The 20,942-nt window shown below is 49.5% G+C and carries 15 protein-coding genes; 11 read left to right on the forward strand and 4 right to left on the reverse strand.

Features of this window, described 5'->3' with window-relative positions; translation table 11 throughout:
- Nucleotides 1–6: 6 nt before the first annotated feature.
- From Pla110_RS10720 to Pla110_RS10760, 9 genes are all read left to right on the forward strand, one after another.
- Entirely contained in the window at nucleotides 7–3,297 is a 3,291-nt protein-coding gene (locus Pla110_RS10720; RefSeq protein WP_231742974.1) for a hypothetical protein, read from the forward strand.
- A gap of 5 nt (nucleotides 3,298–3,302) precedes the next feature.
- Nucleotides 3,303–4,472, forward strand: a complete 1,170-nt coding sequence (locus Pla110_RS10725) for a lipase family protein (RefSeq protein WP_197440655.1) — start codon at nucleotides 3,303–3,305, stop codon at nucleotides 4,470–4,472.
- A 16-nt stretch (nucleotides 4,473–4,488) separates the two neighbouring features.
- Complete coding sequence (locus tag Pla110_RS10730) at nucleotides 4,489–5,001, forward strand: hypothetical protein (protein WP_144995766.1); 513 nt, start codon at nucleotides 4,489–4,491, stop codon at nucleotides 4,999–5,001.
- Between the two features lie 11 nt (nucleotides 5,002–5,012).
- Complete coding sequence (locus Pla110_RS10735) at nucleotides 5,013–5,798, forward strand: hypothetical protein (RefSeq protein WP_144995767.1); 786 nt, start codon at nucleotides 5,013–5,015, stop codon at nucleotides 5,796–5,798.
- A complete protein-coding gene (locus tag Pla110_RS10740; RefSeq protein WP_144995768.1) occupies nucleotides 5,798–6,406 on the forward strand; it encodes a hypothetical protein in 609 nt (202 codons plus the stop codon). Before Pla110_RS10735 ends, Pla110_RS10740 begins: the two co-directional genes overlap by 1 nt.
- Nucleotides 6,407–9,166: a DEAD/DEAH box helicase gene (locus tag Pla110_RS10745; RefSeq protein ID WP_144995769.1), complete on the forward strand. Its 2,760-nt coding sequence runs from the start codon at nucleotides 6,407–6,409 to the stop codon at nucleotides 9,164–9,166. It abuts the gene before it with no gap.
- Between the two features lie 42 nt (nucleotides 9,167–9,208).
- Nucleotides 9,209–11,992, forward strand: coding sequence for an SIR2 family NAD-dependent protein deacylase (locus Pla110_RS10750; protein ID WP_144995770.1), 2,784 nt, complete (start codon nucleotides 9,209–9,211; stop codon nucleotides 11,990–11,992).
- A gap of 221 nt (nucleotides 11,993–12,213) precedes the next feature.
- The gene (locus Pla110_RS22865) at nucleotides 12,214–12,900 is read left to right on the forward strand and encodes a CPXCG motif-containing cysteine-rich protein (protein ID WP_231742975.1); all 687 of its coding nucleotides are present in this window, start codon (nucleotides 12,214–12,216) and stop codon (nucleotides 12,898–12,900) included.
- Between the two features lie 117 nt (nucleotides 12,901–13,017).
- The gene (locus Pla110_RS10760) at nucleotides 13,018–13,812 is read left to right on the forward strand and encodes a hypothetical protein (protein ID WP_144995771.1); all 795 of its coding nucleotides are present in this window, start codon (nucleotides 13,018–13,020) and stop codon (nucleotides 13,810–13,812) included.
- A gap of 238 nt (nucleotides 13,813–14,050) precedes the next feature.
- Here Pla110_RS10760 and Pla110_RS10765 read toward each other — a convergent pair whose 3' ends face one another.
- The 4 genes from Pla110_RS10765 to Pla110_RS10780 form a co-directional block, all read right to left on the reverse strand.
- Nucleotides 14,051–15,088 (reverse strand): endonuclease/exonuclease/phosphatase family protein, encoded by a 1,038-nt coding sequence (locus tag Pla110_RS10765; RefSeq protein WP_144995772.1) that lies wholly within the window; start codon nucleotides 15,086–15,088, stop codon nucleotides 14,051–14,053.
- Between the two features lie 331 nt (nucleotides 15,089–15,419).
- Complete coding sequence (locus Pla110_RS10770; protein ID WP_144995773.1) at nucleotides 15,420–16,325, reverse strand: collagen-like protein; 906 nt, start codon at nucleotides 16,323–16,325, stop codon at nucleotides 15,420–15,422.
- A 12-nt stretch (nucleotides 16,326–16,337) separates the two neighbouring features.
- Nucleotides 16,338–17,291 (reverse strand): ATP-grasp domain-containing protein, encoded by a 954-nt coding sequence (locus Pla110_RS10775; protein WP_144995774.1) that lies wholly within the window; start codon nucleotides 17,289–17,291, stop codon nucleotides 16,338–16,340.
- Between the two features lie 844 nt (nucleotides 17,292–18,135).
- Nucleotides 18,136–18,771, reverse strand: coding sequence for a thermonuclease family protein (locus tag Pla110_RS10780; RefSeq protein ID WP_144995775.1), 636 nt, complete (start codon nucleotides 18,769–18,771; stop codon nucleotides 18,136–18,138).
- Nucleotides 18,772–19,099: 328 nt separating this feature from the next.
- Between Pla110_RS10780 and Pla110_RS10785 the strand changes: the two genes are divergently transcribed.
- Both Pla110_RS10785 and Pla110_RS10790 read left to right on the forward strand, forming a co-directional pair.
- Entirely contained in the window at nucleotides 19,100–19,957 is an 858-nt protein-coding gene (locus Pla110_RS10785) for an HNH endonuclease (protein WP_390620498.1), read from the forward strand.
- Nucleotides 19,954–20,733, forward strand: coding sequence for an HNH endonuclease (locus Pla110_RS10790; RefSeq protein ID WP_144995777.1), 780 nt, complete (start codon nucleotides 19,954–19,956; stop codon nucleotides 20,731–20,733). Before Pla110_RS10785 ends, Pla110_RS10790 begins: the two co-directional genes overlap by 4 nt.
- Nucleotides 20,734–20,942 lie beyond the last annotated feature (209 nt).

Below are 20,942 nucleotides of genomic sequence, written 5' to 3' on the forward strand. Positions count from 1 at the left end.
GCAGCGATGAAAGCATCTCAGGAAACACTCTTACCAAACAGGGAAAGTTCCAGTTCCGTGGCAAAGGCAAAGAAGAAAACCAAAAAGGAAGCACTTCAGGAAGCAGTCGCCGAGGCGGTGAGTGCCGGGCGGGAACTGCACTTGGAGTCCGTGGACTTCTCCGATCCGAATCGCCCCAAGACCTGTCTCGAAGTCGATTTTCCGATTCTGCCGATCAACCATGTTGCCACAATTGAGGGGAACGCCGGGAAGCCAATCTACCAGATGTCGAAGTGGTGGGCACGGCGACGGTCGAGCGTGTTCCGGGCGATGTTAATCGCTGCGGCGACAAAAGCTCCCGAAGATCAAGGGGAAGCTGCGAAGCTCGTATGGGACGCCTACTACGGCAATCACCAGAAGAATGAAGCATTCCGCAAACTGAAAGTCGCCGACATCTTCATGGGGGGCGGCACGACCATTGTGGAAGGTGCCCGTCTCGGAATGCAGATGTACGGCAACGACCTCAACCCGGTCGCTTGGCTGGTCGTCAAGAACGAACTGGCTCAGGTCGATCCGAAGGAGGTTCAGAAGCTCCTCGACGCCATCGAAGCCGAAGTCAAGCCGCAGATCATGCCGTTCTACGCCTGTGATTGTCCTCGTGGGCACAAGGGGAAGTGGACGCACAAGCCAACCGACAAGGTAATGGGAGCGGACTTCGATCCTCTCACCCTGACACCAGAGCAGCGACCGGAATACGAGTACGCAGGACCGGAGGTCATCTACACGTTCTGGTCGAAGCATGGTCCCTGTCAGGCATCCGAGTGCAACCATCGCACGCCGATCATGTCCTCGCCGGTTGTCGCAGTGAAGACACTGACAGTGAAGGCATGGCAGAATGTTGAATGCAGCAAATGCGGCATTCACTTCGATGTAGAAGAACAAAATGCACGCATCGCCCCATCTGCCCTGTACGTCGTCGCTCCCGATGAGAAGCCACATACAATTCGTACAGACGACTGCTCCTACAGTTGTCCCAAGTGTGGACAGACAGCAGCCAAGTCGCTTGGCAAATCCAAGAATAAGAAGATCGACCTGACACTGTTAGTCCATCCCGATTGGCTCAAGGGATCGCCGAGCAAAGACGCCAAGGGTAACTGGTTGGGTGGAAGCGTCACGGATACCGCTGAAGCGACTGCGGCATGGAATCAGGAACGTGCCAAGAATCTGAAGCTGGTCGAGGTTCGAGGTACGCTTCCAGACGAGATTGAATGTCCTGACACAAAGGAAGTCGTCCGAACGGGAAAGGACGGTGGAACAGTTCCCGGCAAATCAAAATTCAAATGTCAGGAATCAACTTGCGGTAGAGAGCAGGACGTACTCACATCAATAAAGTCGTCAAAGAGGTCTGGTCCAGTTTCGATTTATGCGGTGCAAGGGTATTGCCCGACTTGCGACGATGAACGCCGCCCATACGGAGGTCGGTTCTTCTCACTGCCAAATGCCATCAAATTCGATGCTGCTAGACGGGCATTTGACGCCAGCAAAGACTTGAGTTCTATACCGACGAGTGAGTTGCCGTATGGTTTTATGACGCACATGAACAACGGCGGCATTCCTAACCACGGTTACACTCATTGGTGGACGATGTTCAATCACCGCCAGTTGCTTGTCCACAGCCTCTTGGTTAAATCGATCTGTGAATCGAATGCTTCAGAGTCCGCCAAGGAATTCGTTCTTGGAGGTTTTCAGCAATACCTTAGAAATCAGAACATGTTCTGCATTTGGAATACTCAGGCAGATAAGCTTGAGCCAATGTTCTCCAACAGCAATTTTCATCCAAAAGCGACCGTTGTCGAGAACTCTGTATTTTCAAAGCTTGGTCGTGGGAACTGGGCATCAAGTGCAGCGAACATTCTTCAAGGACTGGTATGGCGGCAGGAGCCTTGGGAACTCGTTTCGACGCACTATCTTGAAGAAGCGATTCCGTCACTGAAAGGGCAAGTGACCGGTAAGAGCGAGAAGACTCTCTGCGGAGACCCGGTTTTACCTACCAGCACGCTGACCTGTCGTTCGTCTTCTGATCTCGCAACGATTGCGGCAGGATCGTTGGATTTGGTAATCACGGACCCTCCTTTCGGTGGATTGCTCCACTATTCTGAACTCGCCGATTTCTTTCATGTGTGGCTTCGTCTGGCATTGAAAGACAAGTACCCAGATGTCTTCGGTTCCGAGTATACGCCAAAAGTGCTTGAAGCGGTCGCAAATCGAGCACGTCATGGCGATGACGCAGATTCCTTCTACCAGAAGCTGTTGACTGAGTGCTGGCGAGAATCATTCCGTGTCTTAAAACCTGCTGGCATTCTTGCGTTCACCTTCCATCACAGTCAGGACGAGCCGTGGGTGGCGGTCCTTGAGAGTCTGTTTCAAGCAGGGTTCTATCTTGAGTCGGCTTACCCGATCCGTAGCGACGAGACGAAAGGCGAAGGAGCGAAGCCCGGAACATTCGGTTCGCAGCAGATCGAGTTCGACATCGTTCACGTCTGTCGCAAACGATTGGAAGAGCCAGAGCCAATCAGTTGGGCACGGCTCCGGCGGCAAATCATGCGGGATGTTCGCCAGCTTCAAGAGATTATTGAGCAACATCAGAAGGAAGGACTCGGCGAGGCAGACCTGCAAGTAATCCGCCGTGGCAAGGCTCTGGAATACTACTCCCGGCACTACGGTAAAGTTTACATCGAGAAGGGACGAGAAGACGAGTTCACCGTCAAGGAAGCCCTCGTCGGCATCAATCAGCTTCTCGACGATGAGAGTGACACCACCAGCGAAGCCCCGCCCGTGCTCGCCGAGCCATACACCCGACAGTTCCTTCGCCTGTTCGCCGACAAGAGCAGTCTCGAACGTGACCAGTTGCAGAAATACCTGCGTGGCACGGGCGTCTCGCCGTCCGAGTTCTTGGAACGAGGCTGGTGTAGCGAAGAGAAGAAAATCTTCACGATCACGCCGCCGCTCGAATGGGCACAGCAGTGGAAGGGGAAAGCCCGCAAGGGAATGTCCCGTGACTTCGATCAGACCTTCTTCCTCATCGGTGCCTGTTATGACGAGAGCGGTATCAAAGCCAGCGACACTCTCAACAGCGGCAGTTTCGTCCCGCACCCCGCCATCAGCGACTTGCTCGACTGGTTCGGTAAACACGGTAGCGACTCGAACATGAAATCCGCCGCCAAGCGAGCCAAGCAAATCTACTCGTCATGGCTGGCGAAGAACACCACGCAGGTCAGCACCCAACGGACGCTGTTCGACTTGGAGGATGAGGAATGAAGTGGGTGACCTCCAACCTCCTGCCGCTGTCGATTCTGGCTGCGATCTGCCTGATCGTGTTCTTTGCCACTTTCGTGCGAGTTCGCTTCGTCAAACCGAACTGGATTATGTTCGGGATCGGAGCGGTACTGCTGGCGGTGGTCGTGGTTGGGGTCATACAGATCATCCGTAATCCTGCCGGTCAAGTTGAGACCGTAGACGAGGAAGAACACGACGGTCCGCTCCCTGAGATTCCAAAGACGGCGTTGGAGCGGTTACGTCTCGACTGGAATTCGCAGAATGTCGCCAACTGGTCTGCTTCAGAAACATTGGCGGACATCAGTGAGATCGCCTACCAGCCACCGCACGAAGCGGAACGGAGCTATCAGGCTCTCGGCTTCACGCAAGTGATGCCGGTCGTTCAAGGCTCGATGATCGGATACGTCATCACAGGCGAGAACGTGACGGTTGTCGCCTTTCGAGGCACCGACTTTAGCGAGGTCTCGGACTGGATCGCCAATCTTGGCAGGTCGGCGACCGACACGCAACACGGACAGGTTCACAAGGGCTTCTACTTCGCCTACCAGTCGATGAAGCAGCAGGTTGATGCGATCCTGACCGAACGGGACACGACAAAACTGTGGGTCACTGGACACAGCCTCGGCGGGGCACTCGCTCTGATGTGTGCCTACGACCTCGAAGAAATTGAGCATCGGAGACTGAACGGCATTATCACTTTCGGACAGCCGATGGTCGCCCAGCAAGAGTTCGCCGACTACATCGACACGCTGCTGATCGGTCGGTACGCCCGCTTCGTTAATCGGGACGACATCGTGCCGAAGATACCGTCCAGCCACGTCGCTTGCGGATCGCTCGTCTGGTTCACCGACAATGGCGTGAAGCGGTCGAAGTTCAAGCGGGTTCTGTACGGAGCCGCCAATCCCAATGAAGCACCGGTGGGTGACGCTGGTGGAGAAGATGAGGCTGAGATCAAGCCGCTGACCGACGCTGAATTTGAAGCTCTGCAAGCCAAGCTGAAGGCAGAAAACGCCGAAGCAGAACGGCTTCCCGAAGGGACGCCGATTGTTACCTATCAGGCGGCGGCATCGTCCCTCGTCGATGACCACTCGATGTGGTTGTACCTCGACAAGATTCGCACCTTGCTCGGAGTAAACGCCCCGGAGGAGCCACAGTGAGACAGGAGCGTAAGTAATGCAATCACCACTCGTGAATGACGATCTCTGGAATCGCCGTGGCATTTCGTTGCTGTGGGACGCCGACGAATTGAACAAGCTCTGCCAGCCAAAGCAGGTCATCAGCCTGCGGCAGTTCCGGCAACTTCATGCCAGCGATTGGAACGATGTTGATTCCTACATGGTCAACGATGCGTTGATTGTTGGGGGATTGGAGAGTGTCATTGACGCACTCCCCCCTGAAGAAATGACACGCTGGCTGGAACAGAACATTTACCAGTCCCTCGTGTCCTACCAACGAGAGGTTGCCGGTGGAGGCGATCAAGCGGCGTTGATCTTATGGATGGTCGAGCATTCCCGGCTCAAGCACCACATCAGCGAAGATGCGTGGCTGTGGCACTGTGGCGGTGAGCATCGAAACCACCAGATTCCACTGAGCAACTGCCTGTTCAACGGAGCACAGCTCGACCTCACAGAGATTCATGACGCCAAGGGAAACCGCCTCGGCTTGTACCACCCAAGGATTTCGTAGAAATTGTGATCATGAACGCAGATGATACCTCAATGGAAAGCCTCTCGGACTTCATGAAGGACCACACAGCTATGCACGACGAGCTTCCATTCGTGCATAGCACTTTGTCATCTAACATGAGAAGCATTGCTGAGAACGATGAATTAACTCCTCAACACTGCAATGTGTTTGATGAACCACTGCTGTATTTTTTCTATGGTCGTCCTTCATACCGATCTCGGATTGGGACGATGCCAAATACAACCATTCCGTTTTGCCCTGTCTGCTTCATCCTTAAAGGCAATCGTTTACCCGCACCACCAGCCAGAATCTATCCGTTCGATTCAGGGGCTGCAAAGTCCGACCGATTTGATCCCCCTGTCAATTCCTCTGATGTAGACAACTTTGAGCTTGATCTTTCATTTGAAGCGATCCGCAAATTCACAAACCGCTTCTTCGAAACAAATGGTGAGTATTTTTTTGGCAACCCTCGAAGAGAGGTGTTCATCCCGCCCGATGCAGAATCAGCACGACAATACTATGAACTTGTTACAATCGAGGGAGAGACAGAACATGATGATCGCAGGTCAGCAATCGAAATTCAGTATCGAGAAAACATTAAACTGCGGGATCGTCTCTGGGCAGTCGTGCTTCCGTTGAGTTTGATGGAGGATGGTGAATTACGCCATAAAATTGTTACTGAATGGGGGGCGTATCCGATCACCTATAGCACAACAAAAGGAATGGCTCCTTCCAGCTACAGTGCAACCATTCGGGTTCTCTATGAGAAGTGGCTCCAAATTGGAGGGATGATCTGATGGCAGATGAAACTACTGGAATGCTCGTTGGATTCGTTCACCCGACTGGAACACTCCGTTTCCCGACTTTTCTGATTCCAGTTTTCGAAGTTCAGGGACACCTTTCTCTACAAGATGGAAACTGTGACGGAAAAATAGAGAAATTTAATCGATTGTACCCGATCGATCATATCTGGATGAAGGAGAAGCCATTTCGTAAGCACGCCGAAAAGCGATTCTTCATCATTTGGGAGATAGCGAAAGAGCGGAGCTATTTCGATATTCTTCCGATGTATTTCGTTCATGGCATGACTGACAACAGTGTTGAACGTGTTCAGATTGGTGATGACTTTCGGATTGCATACGCTGATCGCATTACTGGCGTGCGGTATGGCAACAAGTTGTCTTTACGGAAGTATCTTGTCAGTTCGGCAGATTTTTATGCTTACAATCCGTTTTTTGCATTAGAAGTGGCTGAGTTTATTGGCAATAAGAAGCAGTATCAGAGAGCCCTTGAGAGGGCTACAAATATCCTGATGGGTGAAAATGAAGATATAGCGTTCGCATGGCGCAGAATGATGCAAAAGGAAGATGAAGATAATGACAATAACACAATGGCAAGGCAATAAGTGACTGAAGAACTTACGATTATTCCCGGACAACGTATCCGTCACGCCGAATTCGGTGAAGGGGTTGTCGTTGCTGCTGCGACCAACGGATTCGTGAGAGCATTTTTCGGCGGCGGCGAGCGTCAGGTTCCCGTTGTCTCGATCACGCCGATTCTCGGTCGGTCTGAGCAGGTCGTCCGCAACGTTGGTTCCGGCGAACGTCGCAATCGACGAGCATGGCTGGCCTACCAAGCTCATGCCTTGCCACTTATTGAAAGTGCAGCAGCACTCACTTCCGCCAAAATTGATCTCTTGCCTCATCAGGTCGTGCTGACGCACAGGATCGCTACGGCATCGCCACGCCGCTACCTGATCGCTGATGAAGTCGGGTTGGGAAAGACGATTGAATCAGCGTTAATCCTGAGGGAGCTTGCCAGTCGGGGCGAACTCAATCGAGCATTGATGGTGGTTCCTGCGGGGCTGGTCAACAACTGGCACCGGGAGTTGAACGAAGTCTTTAATCTCGACTTCGAGGTTTTCGGTAGTCAGGGAGATGTGACCGACCGAAAGTCGAACGCCTTCGTGAAGCATGACCGTTTAATCGCCAGCGTCGATACGCTCAAACGTAAGCCACGAGTCAAACGGCTGATGGACGCTCCGCTGTGGGACTTGGTGATTTTTGATGAGGCACAGCATCTTACGGCGAGTAAGTCTGGCGGCAAGCTGAAGAAGACCGACAACTACCGGTTGGCTGAATCACTCAGGAGCCACTGCCGTGACTTGATTCTGCTCTCTGCCACGCCACACCAAGGCGATCACTATCGGTTCTACATGCTGATGCAGCTTCTCGATCCGACATTGTTTACTTCCCCTGACGACATGATTGAGAACCGGCATCGACTGAACTCAATCATCTTCCGTCGCACCAAGGCGGACGCCTGCCGACCAGACGGTTCGACGTTGTTCGCTCGACGCTGGGTTCACACCGAATCGTTCGTGATGTCGGAGGTTGAGCGAGAATTCTACAACGATCTCCACGTCTACCTGATGGACGGCTTTGCGCTCGCCAAGCAGCAGGGGAATAAAGGTCGGGCACTCGGCTTCGTGATGACGATCTTCCAGAAGATCGCTGCTTCGAGCTTCGCCGCCGTCCACCGCACGCTGCGTCGTCGGTTGATTGCCCTGACCGTGCAAGAAGGATTGATGCACGACAGCAAGCTCGACATCGACGCTCGTGATGCGGCTTTCGCTGAGGCTCGTCAGTTGATCCAGCGTGAGTTCCACCTGACTGAAGACCGGCTGGGACAAATTGAAGCCGAACGTGTGCTGGCTGATCTCAAGCGTCGAATCGTCAAGAAGATGGATGACGACGATCTGGCGATGCTTTCGAGTGAATACTCATCGGAAACGGAGACCACTGCATCTGAGGATTCGGCGATCATCGCCGTGGAACTTGCTCTGCCCGAAGAACGGCAACGCATTCGAGACCTATTGACGAAGTTCCCACCTGAAACAGAGACCAAGGTCAAGAATCTCATCAACGCCCTTGGCACGCTCTGGCAACAGGATTCGTCGGAGCGGGTAGTCATCTTCGCCACGTATCTCGGCAGTGTCGAAATGCTTGGCGAAGAGATTGAACGAGCTTATCCCGGTCAGGGCGTCGTTGTCCTGAAAGGTGGCGATCATGGAACCAAACTCTCCGCTGAAAAGCGTTTCAAGCAACCCAACGGTCCCAGAGTGATGATCTGCACCGCCGCCGGTCGTGAGGGGATCAACCTGCAACACGCTCGTGTGCTGTTCAACTTCGACCTTCCTTGGAACCCAATGGACTTGGAACAGCGAATTGGCCGCATCCATCGCTACGGTCAGAAGCACACTGCACAGGTCTACAACCTTGTGTTGTCAGACACCATCGAGGGCAAAATTTTCCTTCTGCTCGATGACAAGCTGAAAGAGATCGCCAAGGCATTGGGCAAAGTCGATGAACACGGCGAAGTCGCTGAAGACCTGCGGTCGCAGATTCTTGGTCAGCTATCAGAGCGACTCAGTTACGAGAGCCTGTATGCACAAGCAGTCTCTGATCCTGAACTGAAGCGAACTCGTCTTGAACTCGAACAGGCTCTTTCGAATGCTTCTGAAGCGAGAAACGTCGTCTATGAATTGTTCCAAGACCTTGACGGCTTTTCACTTAATGACTACCAACCGTTCTCAGACACTAGTGAAGGGATGGACGAGATCGTCCGCTTCGTCCGCACAGCAGCCGAAGACGAGGGCAAGGCATTCCGCCCTGAAGCCAACGGAGTGTTCGTAGTGACAACGCCTGACAACGGCGACCCACTTCGGTTCACTACCGATCGAGATTCCTCCATTGAGGCGGAGAACATCGACCTTCTCGGACTCGATCATCCAAACGTAGTTCAGTACATGCAGCGGTTCCGTAGCTTGCCCGATGAGCAGATCGGCATTCGAGTCCGTTCCGATGATGGACGCACCGGCGTTCTATCCATCTGGCACGTGACGACGCAGGGTGAACGTAGCGAAACTCGAAACCAAATGCTCTCGCTGGCTGTTAATGGCGAAGGCCAGCGTATCCCGTCATGGGAGAAGCAAGTCGACCGACTTTTCCAATTTTCGCCAGCATCCTCAAACAGTGAACCGCAGATCGACCTCCTGACCGAGTTGCTAGAGCCAATGATCCACCGAGAGCTAATCCACCGAGGCTTCCTTGCCGAAAACCGAGGGTATGACGCCCGGCTGGTTGGCTGGGTGGAGGTTGTGTGATGGCAGTCATCCATCGATGCTTTAGATTTCAAGGATAATACCATGCGACAAATTCCCAAAGAACTCATAGCTGCCTTGAATTCAGGTCAGTGCATCGCAGTCATTGGCTCCGGTCCCTCCAACGAATTGAGATTTCCGTCGTGGAAGACGCTCGCCGAAGAGTCAGTCGCTCTCGCCAAGGAAACTTCGAAAGACAAATTCAACGAAGACCTCTTCCGCCGTCTTATTGAAAAGGAAGATTACCCCAAATTATTCAAATACGCAGAGGCGTTGCTTGGCCGCAGCACTATCCTAAAACACATACACAAGCGACTCACAGAGCATACATCGTCGCTCAGGGGTTCGTCACTAAAAGGAGAGGCTTATACTTGCTTGGCTTCGTGGCCTTTCAAGTTCTACCTTACGACCAATTGGGATTCGGAGATTTCTCGCCATCTCGAATTCGAAACAGAGTTCTTTTCGACGCTATCTAACTCGAAACCCGAATTGACTCAACTGTCCGTTGGTACGAAAAAACAAATTGTCCACTTACATGGAACACTCGCTGAAGGCGATTCTGTAGTTCTAACAGATGATGATTATCAGCGGTTCAAAGTTGAAGACTCGCACCGATATTTTCAGGAGACATTGATCTCGCTGTTTCGAACATTCCCAATTCTTATTGTCGGCCATAGTATGCGAGACCCGGACATACAAACTGTATTAGAGTCCGCCAAGCAAATTGCTCCTGCAAAGAGAACAATCTTCATGATTGCAGCAGACGTCCAAAGAGAGGATATTGATGAATACTTGAGCAAATACAACATACACATCATCAGCTACAACGGACGTAACAATCATAAAGAATTACAGACTCTTTTAAAGGCGATAGATTGGTTTGTCATCCCTCGCCTCCAGACCGCACAATTACCTCTTGATCCACTTACTGAAGCCGAAATAGACCTTGCAAGTTCTCTGCTCTTCTCAAATTCTCTATATGACAGTTCAACCGACAATACTATTCTGCGGCGTCTGATTCGCCCTCAGGTCTTACGCATATTGGATCTCGCCCCCACAGGTTGTTGCAAAGAAGATATTTGTGAGAAACTGATTCCACATACGCTTCGGTCGTTACCTTCTACAGCGTCAGGACTTTCAGAAACACTTGAATCTTTGTCTGAGATTGGCTTCATTATGCTCGACGAAGTGTCATGGAAGCTGACTGACAATGGAAAAACGGAATTAGGCACCATAAAGACTCAAGCGAAGCTGCAAGATGAGCAGGTCTCCCAATCACTAATTGCACATCTGACCGCAGATGGTTTTTCGAATGAAGACATCGGTCGAGCCAGAAATTCGCTCCTTACCTCGATTGCAGAAGTCTTTCGAAGACGAGGAGTAGCCGCAGCTTCGTTCGTTTTCCGCAATCAGGCTTTTGAACCAGTCGACATGGCCGAGTTGTTTGAGGCCATCACTCGTTCCGTCAGTTGGATCGAGTCTTTTGAGGCCCGCCAAACTGTTGTCGAGTTTGTGATCGATCTGTTTACCAAACCCACGGAATCTCAGCGGTCATACTTGGCACGCCTTTCTCAGGGGTTCTTTGCAGTACACATCTTTGGTGCGGCACAGTTTGCTTCACAACCCCGAACAGACTTGCTTCGTAAATCTAGTTGGCTTCTTGATTCAAACGTACTGATTTACCTTTTTGCGGTCGGGTCGCCGCTTAGCACATTATCTCAAGACATCTGTAGCAAATCCAAGCAACTTGGAATAACTCTCACAACAACCAAAGCGTTGGTGGAGGAAGCTCTCAAGGGTCTTCATTGGGCAAGTTGTATGTGCGAAGACCTGAGTGCCGAAGAGGAAATGGAGTTCATACTTCAAGAGTTTAACGGAGCGAAGTATCGACAAAACCCGTACATTGAAGGGTTTGTTGGGCTTTCGAGAAAGCTAACACTTCGTAGATTCAAAGAGTATCGTCAGTACCTGAAAATCGACACTCTTGAAAAAGCTGTGGAACGGGTCAAAGAAGTTGGTGTGAAGATCGTGAGCATAGAGGAAGATACATCCGACGATGCCGAATTGTCCATTTCCGAGGTCGCACAGAATATCGAGGAGGAACGTATCCGGAGAGGCACAGGTAGAGGTGGTGAAAAGCAGGCTTTAATTGAAGCTGAGGTGCTGTGTCTACTCGTAGAGGAAAGACGGACTAAATCCAATGAATCTGAAGGTCTTGCCCCTGCGTATTTTGTTAGTACAAGTCGGCTTCTCGATCAGATGTACGGAAATGAATATGGCATTATAACATGGACGCCTGAAGTACTCTTCCGTCATCTGTCGCTTCTGTCCCCCAGCAATAACGATGACGCCTCCATAGTTGAAGCGATGGCGATTGAGTACTCTAAACTAGGCATCTCACTCATCGATGAAGATGCATTTCGCTCGTATTTCGAGCCACTAATTAGCACCAGCAGATTGTCCTATCAAAGAGAGAAGTCTTCTTTCATTACTGCTGTGGAAGGCGAAGCGAGTAGAACCGTCGAAGAATTGGATAGCGATTTCGAGTCTGTGTCAGACATGGCAAAGCCGCTGTTTGTTTCGCAAATGTATTGGCGAGAGCAGGCTAGCGAGAAGACTCAACTCCGAAGGGAACTCAAGCAAGCGTTGGAGCGTAAGGAGGCGTTAGATTCAAAACTTAAAAAAGAGGAAAAGGAGTGGGAGGAGAGGAGCAAGAGGACAGTTGATCACTACGAGAATCGCATCCGTAATCTCACAGACCCAAAACGGCGACGCAAGTCTGAGAGAAAGGCAAAGAATAAAGCGAGTCGGCGACGAAAGAAAAAGTGAAGTGTTAGGTATGTTCACCTACTAGTTGCCGGTTTTTATGCCCCAGCGAGTTTTGGGGTATCTGAAAATGTTCCTGCAAAAGCTTCTGTTTTTGCTATGTCTTGGATGACGTAACGCAAGCTGCTGACGACGATGGTGAGCGAGTCCACTTCCACTTCGAGAACGCCGATGCTACAAAACAATGGTAAAACATCTTGTAATGAGACCCTGATGGTGTTCCGGTGAAAATCCTATTTCTTCACGAAGAAAAAAACGACAATGTGGACGTCATCTCGACGTGCTTAATCGCTGCCGGTCACGAGGTCCTTAGACGTCCTCTCAACGATGCTGATGTAGATCTTGCGATAAACATCGCCCAACAAGATTATGACCGTTATCGACCTAATGTCGTAATAGGACAGCACTTTGGCGGCACTATCGCCATGGAGCTTGATTCTGGAGAGACGCCACTCACCCTGCTCTATCCCGATTGGAAGAAATGGGGACTAAACACCAAACTAAAGTCAAACTCGGTGATCCTGCATTCACGATTTGACGATGTGGTGCCCTTCACCGACTCCAAGGAACTTTTCGCCAACAGTGGTCTACCACCAGAAACTCTCATTGCCGTGGGGAACGACCACTCTCTGACTGATGAAGAATCATTGTCTGTTCTTCTTTGGGCATGTGATTTGTTGGTTTCGGGCGAAGAGATGATCTCCCTGCATGAAACGTCTCAAAACGACGCCAGTTATGTCTGCGACTCGTGTGGGGAAACGATAATCATTCCTCTTGATGTCACTGAAGGCGTGAATCAGACCTATGTCGAAGATTGTCCGGTCTGCTGTCACCCCAATACGATTCACGTACTGCTAAGTAATGACGGCAGTGCTCAGGTATGGTCTGAACCGGAACAGGATCACGACTGATTTACGCTAATTACGTCACAACTACTCCAACTATTCAGATGCACTGGATTTGCTTGCATAGACGCTTGGACTTTCGGGGTAATAGGCACAATGAATCAGTATCGGTGATTGAACTTCATGGAAAGAAAAAGCATGTCCCACGTCCATAATTTGCTTGAAGCCTATGCAGAAGTAGGAACTGATCCGCCAGACTGGGCTTATCCCTCCCATGCGAGCATCCCGTTTATAGGAAAGAACTATGGTAGATGGAATGGAGTCATTGTTTATGCTAGTGCCGAAAACTTGGCTCAGTACGAACGAGAACCTGAAACACTTCCTGATTATTTCAACGATGACAGAATTCTTAATCGCCATCGAACTGCTTTTGAATGTGATTCAAACAGAAACTTCTTTCGACACGTTCATATGGCACCCTTCGATAACGGCAGCTTGATTGTTGCTGCCTCGTACTTCATATGGCGACAACATGGAGAAATGATCGATGAGCCTGTGGATCTACTGGAATCAATTGCTGTTGCGAATTTCTGCAAATACTCAATTTCGGGGAAGGTCAACAAAGACTATGCTGGGGACACGATTAAGCTCACTCATTCTATTCCTTACGTCATGGCAGACGTTGGTCAGCTACAACCTTCAGTGGTTCTGATGCCGAATAGTATCCTCAAGAAGAAGGCTGTTCGGGACTCAGTCAGAGAAGCATTTCCACATACATCTTTCGTGGGAATTCCCCAGTTCAATAGCACAGTAGTAAATACACATCTCAAAAAGCATGCCGACAGAGCTGCACAGCTTGAAGTAGAACTTGAGGGGACCTCATTGGCAAGATGGATAGACAACTTGACTGGCTATGCTTCGGGGTATCCATACCGGTATCTAGTTGAAATTGATGAAGTCTTGGCTGGAAGTAACTGATAGTGATGTCCAATTTGGGGCTTGCTTAAGCCGAACGCTACCTTTTTGTAGTATGAGGTCTGCTCCATCATGAATCGGTTGCAGAAATGGGACCGATCTCATCGAGGAGTTCAGGAAGAAGGGGTAGGCTATCGGACTAACCGGTTTACAACCAGACAATAGACATGGAGAGCCGAAATAAGTTAAACGGAAGGCAGCGTGAGCAAAGTACCTTGTTTGCAACCCCGATCTATTTATTTTACATCCTCGCCGGTCGGAATTCGAACGTGGCCTTAACTATACCGTGGTCGGTCGTACCGCTTTCCTTATGGTCTTCCCGGTTCAAATGATCGTTCATGATTTCCGAGCCCACGAAAGCCCAGATTCGCTTCCGTGAGTTGTCGTAAAACTCTTGGGACACCAAAATGTGATCGAGCGACTCCCTGCTGTTCTGATGCACGTGGGTGTAATAAACGTCCCGCTCACTGCGATATTCCTGTAGCGTCCCAGTCGAGTACAAATCAACGTCGCTACCGCCTTGAGTCAGCCCGCCGAGTAGATAGTTCGGCTGACCGGTGATGATATTGAGCGTATTGCTCCGCTTGTCGTCGTTCAGATCACCGAGGACGACGACCGGATTGTCATTTCCTTTCATCGCTTCGGTCAGCAACATTCGCAAGGCGGATGCTTCTGCGGTACGACGAATGGTTGAGAGTGCCGCCCCGACGCCTTCTCGGTGGCGGCTGTAGAAAGGTTTATCAGATTTGAACCAGTCTTCGCTATCAACCTGTGCGGGCATCTTCGACTTCAGGTGTGTCACGAACACCGAGATTTCATTGCTGTCGTCGTGTGACTTAATGCGGAAGTGCAGCACCGGTCTTGAAAAACTCTTGAGCGACACCGAGATTTCGGGCGTTTGTGGATCGTCGCCACTGTCGAACAACAAGAACTTGTCTGGAAAGTTCACGATCCATTCTGGTTCTCCGACAAGCATCTCCTTCCGCACGGCACCGGCACAGATGATCTTGCCGCCCTTGTGCGATGTTGGTGCAAGGAGCGTGTATTGTGACGACAATTTCGCCTTCTTGAAGACGTTAGCCAGTGATTTGCGGTGCCACAACTCTTGAAAGCCCCACACATCGGCATCGACTGTGGCGATCGTACGTCCCAACCACTCGACCTTCTTAAGATACTGCTCTTCGGTCCAGCCTATCGTGTTCCGGTACATTGGTAGACCGGGTTCGTTGGTGTTGAAGAGGTTACAGGTCGCAAACGACAGTCGCTTTCTTGCAGCCATTTTGATGCCTTCACTGGTTATTGGGAAGTTTCAAAACTCACTATTTTCAACTTGATTGCGATGACTTCATTTGTAATCTAACAAAACGAAACGACAAATTATCAAAGCATCGTCACAGTTGAGGACAAAACATTTGCGAATACACTAAACGGACTCCCACGAATCACTTCTCTGGCCTTGGTAACCGGCTGTCAGGTTTCAATCATACGTTACTACGCTTGAATCTGATGGAGAGCATTTTACCGCATCGGGGCAACTAGAAGTTAGTTGATATGGATTGAAATACGCACTGGTGTGAAGCCCATAATCGTCTTAGCTTAAGGTGCGTTTGCTAATTTTGAGGAACCCCAGCATTTCCTTGTTGTGCCCCTAGCGACTCCAGTATTCGCTTCACGATAGCGTCTTCATCCACGACAGCCTCATCCCCACGTTCGCCCATAGGTCCGACTTGCCCCTCGCCACCACGTTCACCTTTCGGGCCAATCTGTCCTTCCTTACCCTTTTCACCTCTAGGACCACGTAGCATCTCGGTAAGTACCGGATCACTGCGAAGTTTCAATAAAATTCGCTCAGTCTCCTCTTTAGGAGAAGTTGACAGAATACTGACTGAGAATAGTCCAACAAATACAGCAAAAGCGAACAGAGCAAAGAATCGAGCGGATTTATAAAGGTCTACCAAATAGTTAGTTCGATTGTCCATGTCGGTCTGACATAGAAGATACCCGTTGATCATGCTTTTTTTGAGATTCGATGCGTCGAGTTCCACTTCGTCTTGTTCAATCGATATTTCACTCTCACATCCCACACCGAAAAACACAAGTAGCAGTGTAATAGTGTTCATCAGGGCGAGTATAGCTAGAAAACCAATCAGTCTCATCCATGTATGTTCAAAAGCGAGTGCTTTCGGCGTTAGAAACCCAACGAGACCCATTAATACTGAACTTATCGTGATCAGCGTTTTGCACTTATCGGTGATTGCAGTTCGACGATGTTTTGCATTGTCCAAGCACTCTTTCGATGCGGATAACAATAAGTCGAGCTCTTTTGCATTATCCAAGTTGCGATCAGAATAATTATGCGTCGAGTACCTCCCTGTGCGAACGTCATTTAGAGCTACATTCTCCAACCCATACAATCGCAGCGAGTAATAGGCTAGGTAATTAACCAACCAAGTTCGCAATAAATAACAACAGTCTAGGATGGTTTGGATAATATTTTTAAGTTTGGCTTGTCGCATTTCGGTACTACCTCATTCATGGGAGAACGACCTTATGAACGAATTCGAAATCGTTGTTCCCGCCGATAGATCGAGCCATGCCCACTGCCCATTCGGGTTAACTTCCAAAAAGTGCCATTTTCCATCGAAGTCGACGGCCATGTCGATAGCGGCGAATCGCAAGCCGTAATGGGTGACTAGGTTCCTTAGTGACGAGGCTACAGATTTGGGTAATTCAATTTGTGTGTATTCGACGTCAGACATGTTATTGCGGCGAATATCACATCGCTGAGCACCCGTACTATCCATGGCATACAATTCAACGGCATGAATCGCAGCGTCAACGATTGTGATCCGTACATCGCTCCTTTTGCGAAGGAACTGCTGGAATAAGGTGGGACAATTGACAAGGTCACTTGATGCTTCGAGGTGGTGATTCTCGACTCGACATGTATAGATCAAAGAGTCATTATGTCCCTCTCGCTCTATGTAGCCGCCCGACATTGGTTTCACGATAACCTGACCTTTGTGTTGCTCAAAGAACTTTTTTGCTTCAGCGGATTCTTGAGTCACCAGAGTGTCGGGGATGTAAAATCCGAGCGATCTTGCCGTTGTGAGTTGTTCTAGCTTGTGAGATGCTTGGACGTTCGCAGATGGATGATTCATCCACCGACACGTGGGAACATGTGCAAGAAAACCTTCGATGGCCTCTGCCCATTCTTCAAGAGCGAAACGATCTTCGGGCGAGTCGGAGAATTTCACATTATTTAACTGTTCTGGCCGGCGATACCAGATGTTAACGACATCGAGTGGAGAAAGTTCGTACGGCCCAGTCGACAGGAGAGGTTCCCCATTGCGGTATGCGATTGTGGTGTCGGTTAGCAGTGTATCAGTATCAAGCCGTTTCAGCGGTATGCCAGCGTCAATTAGAAGAGGCACAAGGTAGTCCGCCGTAGCGTCTTGACTGTTGGTTAAAATCAAGAGCATCGAGGCAGAGCCTTGTAATATTTACGTCCGGGATCTTCGTCAGCTATTTCGGCTCGAACTGCCGTCGTTGTCTTTGTGGCAGTTAATAGTGTGCGTGGAGATCCAAGAGTTCCTGAAAGCCTATCCTTGTCACACTGCTCTGTGGCAACTCTCGTCGAGGTCATAGTGCCCGCCCTAACCGCATAATACGATGAGTGCTTTGGATCAGAATCCGGCTGTTCTGTAAAAACTTGCGTTTTGGTCATTGTTCCGGCAAGAAGGCTGGATAAGTCATCGGCAATGCAATCCTCCTGAAACTGTACGATGAAAGCGAGTGCCATCGTTTAACCTTTCCGATTGAATATGAAGTAACGATGACTAGCCCTGTCAGCGTCACTTTCTTCTTTGCTAACTTCTGTCACTGTCCTAGTTCCTGCCTTTATTTTAGAGATATTGGGGGCCATTGGCGAGTAGAGAATCATCTCTTCAAAACGCAGAATGAACGGGTTTAGGCGAGTGGCAGATTTTCTAGAATGGGGGTTGTGGCAACGACTGTTCAACATTGTGTACCTCCGTTTAAATTACGGATGAATTTCTCGAGTTTTATTCTTTTCAGTATAGCAAATAATTATACTCGTGTTCAACAAACCAAGAGGAAGGCGAAGTTCCGAAGATGTTCTAACAAAACCTTAAGGTCAATTGCAAAGACACTTCGAATTGTTCTGGGGATCATTAAAACGCAACGCAGAGAAGTAGGGTCGTAATCTATTACTCAAATGATGCTCTAAATGGGAATTAGAAAATGAGAATGATTATGGGGCCAGCTCAGAGGGATAAAGCCAGAAAATAACGAGCGGAGCCGACTCTACCCCCCACAAATTCCACATGCCTTTCCATCATCCGGGCTGCATTCTCTGCCGCTTTTTGTATTCTTGAAATACTCACAGCTTTGATTGTGGCGAACGTTTGAAGACGTGTTCAGCCAGTATTCTGCGTCAGGCGCTGTGGGTTGGTTTTCAGCCTTCCGTTTCCTAGTTCGAAACTCCCACGGAGGGATTGGGTTGTCGTCCTCCCATAACCCCCTATGTTCCTTTTTTGCTTCTATTTCCGCCTCGGATAACGACTGGTCGCTGTTGTACTTCTTGTAATGCCATGCCCAGCCATCTTCGACCATCTTAGCATTGATGTTTGCATTCTTGAGGAAGATGATTCCGAGTGTTCTCTCGTATTGATCCTCCCCTGTTTTCTTTACGATCACCCTCTCGTTGAAAATCATTTTCGACAGAGCTTGCTTAGATTTTGTCCCAAAGCTTTGACCGGATTCAGGGGCGTCGATCCCTTCGAGTCGAACCTTGATCGTCTGACGGTTGACCAACACACGAACTGTGTCTCCATCTGTCACTCCGACGACTTTGCCCTCAAGCTGCTCGATTACCTTTTTTTGCTCAGCGAACAGCAAGCTGCATGCGATTAGGACGGCCAAAACGATGGCAGTTCGCATCAGGGTCTCCTTGTGAAATGGCGTAGAAGTGGTTTGTGTCTTCGTCGATATCAAACTACCAGCTTCGTTGACAGAAAAGCAAGTAGCATGTCATTATTGTAGCTGTGCGTGGATCACCGAAGTTCACACTAATTCCGAAAGAATGGGGTATAAACAGCCATCGCCCGAGCTTCGGGTTTTTTAAGAATAGGCTGACTTCAACCTGAGTGAAAACATGCGATATTGGTGGGTCAATCAGAATCAAACATACGAAGCCGAGCTGAATGGTGGCTACATTTGGTCTCCAAAAAGGAACAAGAATGGTGTCAGAAATCAGTTCTACGAGAATATGCGTGAGGTGTCCCCCGGTGATCTCGTCTTCTCTTTTCGTCGTAGAAAGATTCCAGCGGTAGGTGTAGCTTCCTCCTACTGCTATGAGGCTCCGAAACCCGACGAATTTGGTACTGCCGGACAAAATTGGGAAAAAGTCGGTTGGCGGGTCGATGTTGCTTACACAGAGATGTCTGAACCGATAACTCCTAAGGCTCATATCGATGTTATTCGACCATTGTTGCCCGGAAAATATTCGCCACTCCAGCAGAATGGTGATGGTCTACAATCTGTTTATCTCGCTGCAATCAGTCGGGAACTCGCTGACTTACTTCAACAACTGTTGGAGGGGGCAGGTAATCCTCGTGTAGACACTGACAACATATCGCAACTTGACAGATCTGATCTCGTTCATGAAGAGCTTGAACGACAAATTGAGGATCAGATTGACCAATCAATAGAAATAGAGTCCACAGAAAAACAGCAACTTGTAAAATCTCGACGAGGACAAGGACTGTTTCGTTTGAATGTGCAAGAATATGAAAAAGCTTGTCGCATTTCTGGAGTTTGCGATACTCGTTTTCTGATTGCAAGCCATATAAAGCCGTGGCGTTCCTCAACGAATGTGGAACGGCTTGACGGTGAAAACGGGCTCTTTCTGAGTCCAAACATCGACTCGCTTTTTGATCGAGGTTTCATTTCTTTCGATGATAACGGCAACTTACTTGTAAGCCCGGTCCTCGATACTCAGGTCATGTCTCAGTTAGGCGTCCCTGCCGTACAATCTCTCAATGTTGGTCGATTTACTTCTGGGCAGATGAAATATCTTGCCCATCATCGTCGTGAAGTGTTTTTAGAGTCTGGGCGACAATCATGAGTACCTTCATACTAACATGGAATCCAACACGCTGGGATTGGAAGAATTTCGATACTGAAGTGATAGAAAGTCAAGATGGTCGGATCGTAAACAAATCATGGAGTGCTGGCGTTCGCCGTAAAGTCGAGATCGGAGACTCGGTCTATTTGTTCCGTCAATCTTCTGAAAGAGGGATTATCGCATCAGGTCGAACGAAGTCTTCCGTTTATGAAGGTGATCACTGGGATGGATCTGGGCGAAGAGCTAATCTGGTGAATGTTGATTTCGACCATATACTTCCAATATCAGATGTATTGCCCGCTGATGAACTGAACGATGCCAACCTTGGCGTTAAATGGATTAATATTCAGGCGTCTGGTAGCAGTATTCCTGAGGAATCAGTAGATCCACTGAAAACACTTTGGGAAGATCATCTAATCCGAATCGGTTATAACTTCTCGACGCCCGATGAGGTTCAGGTGCCTGCACGTTTCTTCGAGGGAGCAACCCGAACAATCTCTGTTAATTCATACGAACGTAGTGTCGCCGCCAGAAAAGCATGTATTGAGCACCACGGACTAAGCTGCTCAGTGTGTGATTTTGATTTCGAAGCGACTTATGGCGAACTAGGTAAGGGGTTCATTCACGTTCACCACCTCACCGATCTTGCGACCATCAGAGAAGAATACGAAATCAATCCGATAAAGGATCTACGACCTGTGTGTCCGAACTGCCACGCTATGTTGCACCGACCTGAAAAGACTATGAGTATTGAGAGTCTTCGGGCACAGCTATGACTTTTTCGTGAGTCACAAACCTGAACGTCGGATTTACTTCGCAGTATACATGCCCCAGTGAAGCAAGTGAGACCGAGTAACTCTTCTATGGGTAACCCGTCATTCAAATCAATTAATCGTCTATTTGTCCGAGTACACAAATTGGACTGTTGTCTCCAGTGCCGAACATGGTAGTCGTTTCGGCTGCGTTAAAAACCAACTCTGACAAT

The sequence above is a fragment of the Polystyrenella longa genome (assembly GCF_007750395.1).
GTDB classification, from domain to species: domain Bacteria; phylum Planctomycetota; class Planctomycetia; order Planctomycetales; family Planctomycetaceae; genus Polystyrenella; species Polystyrenella longa.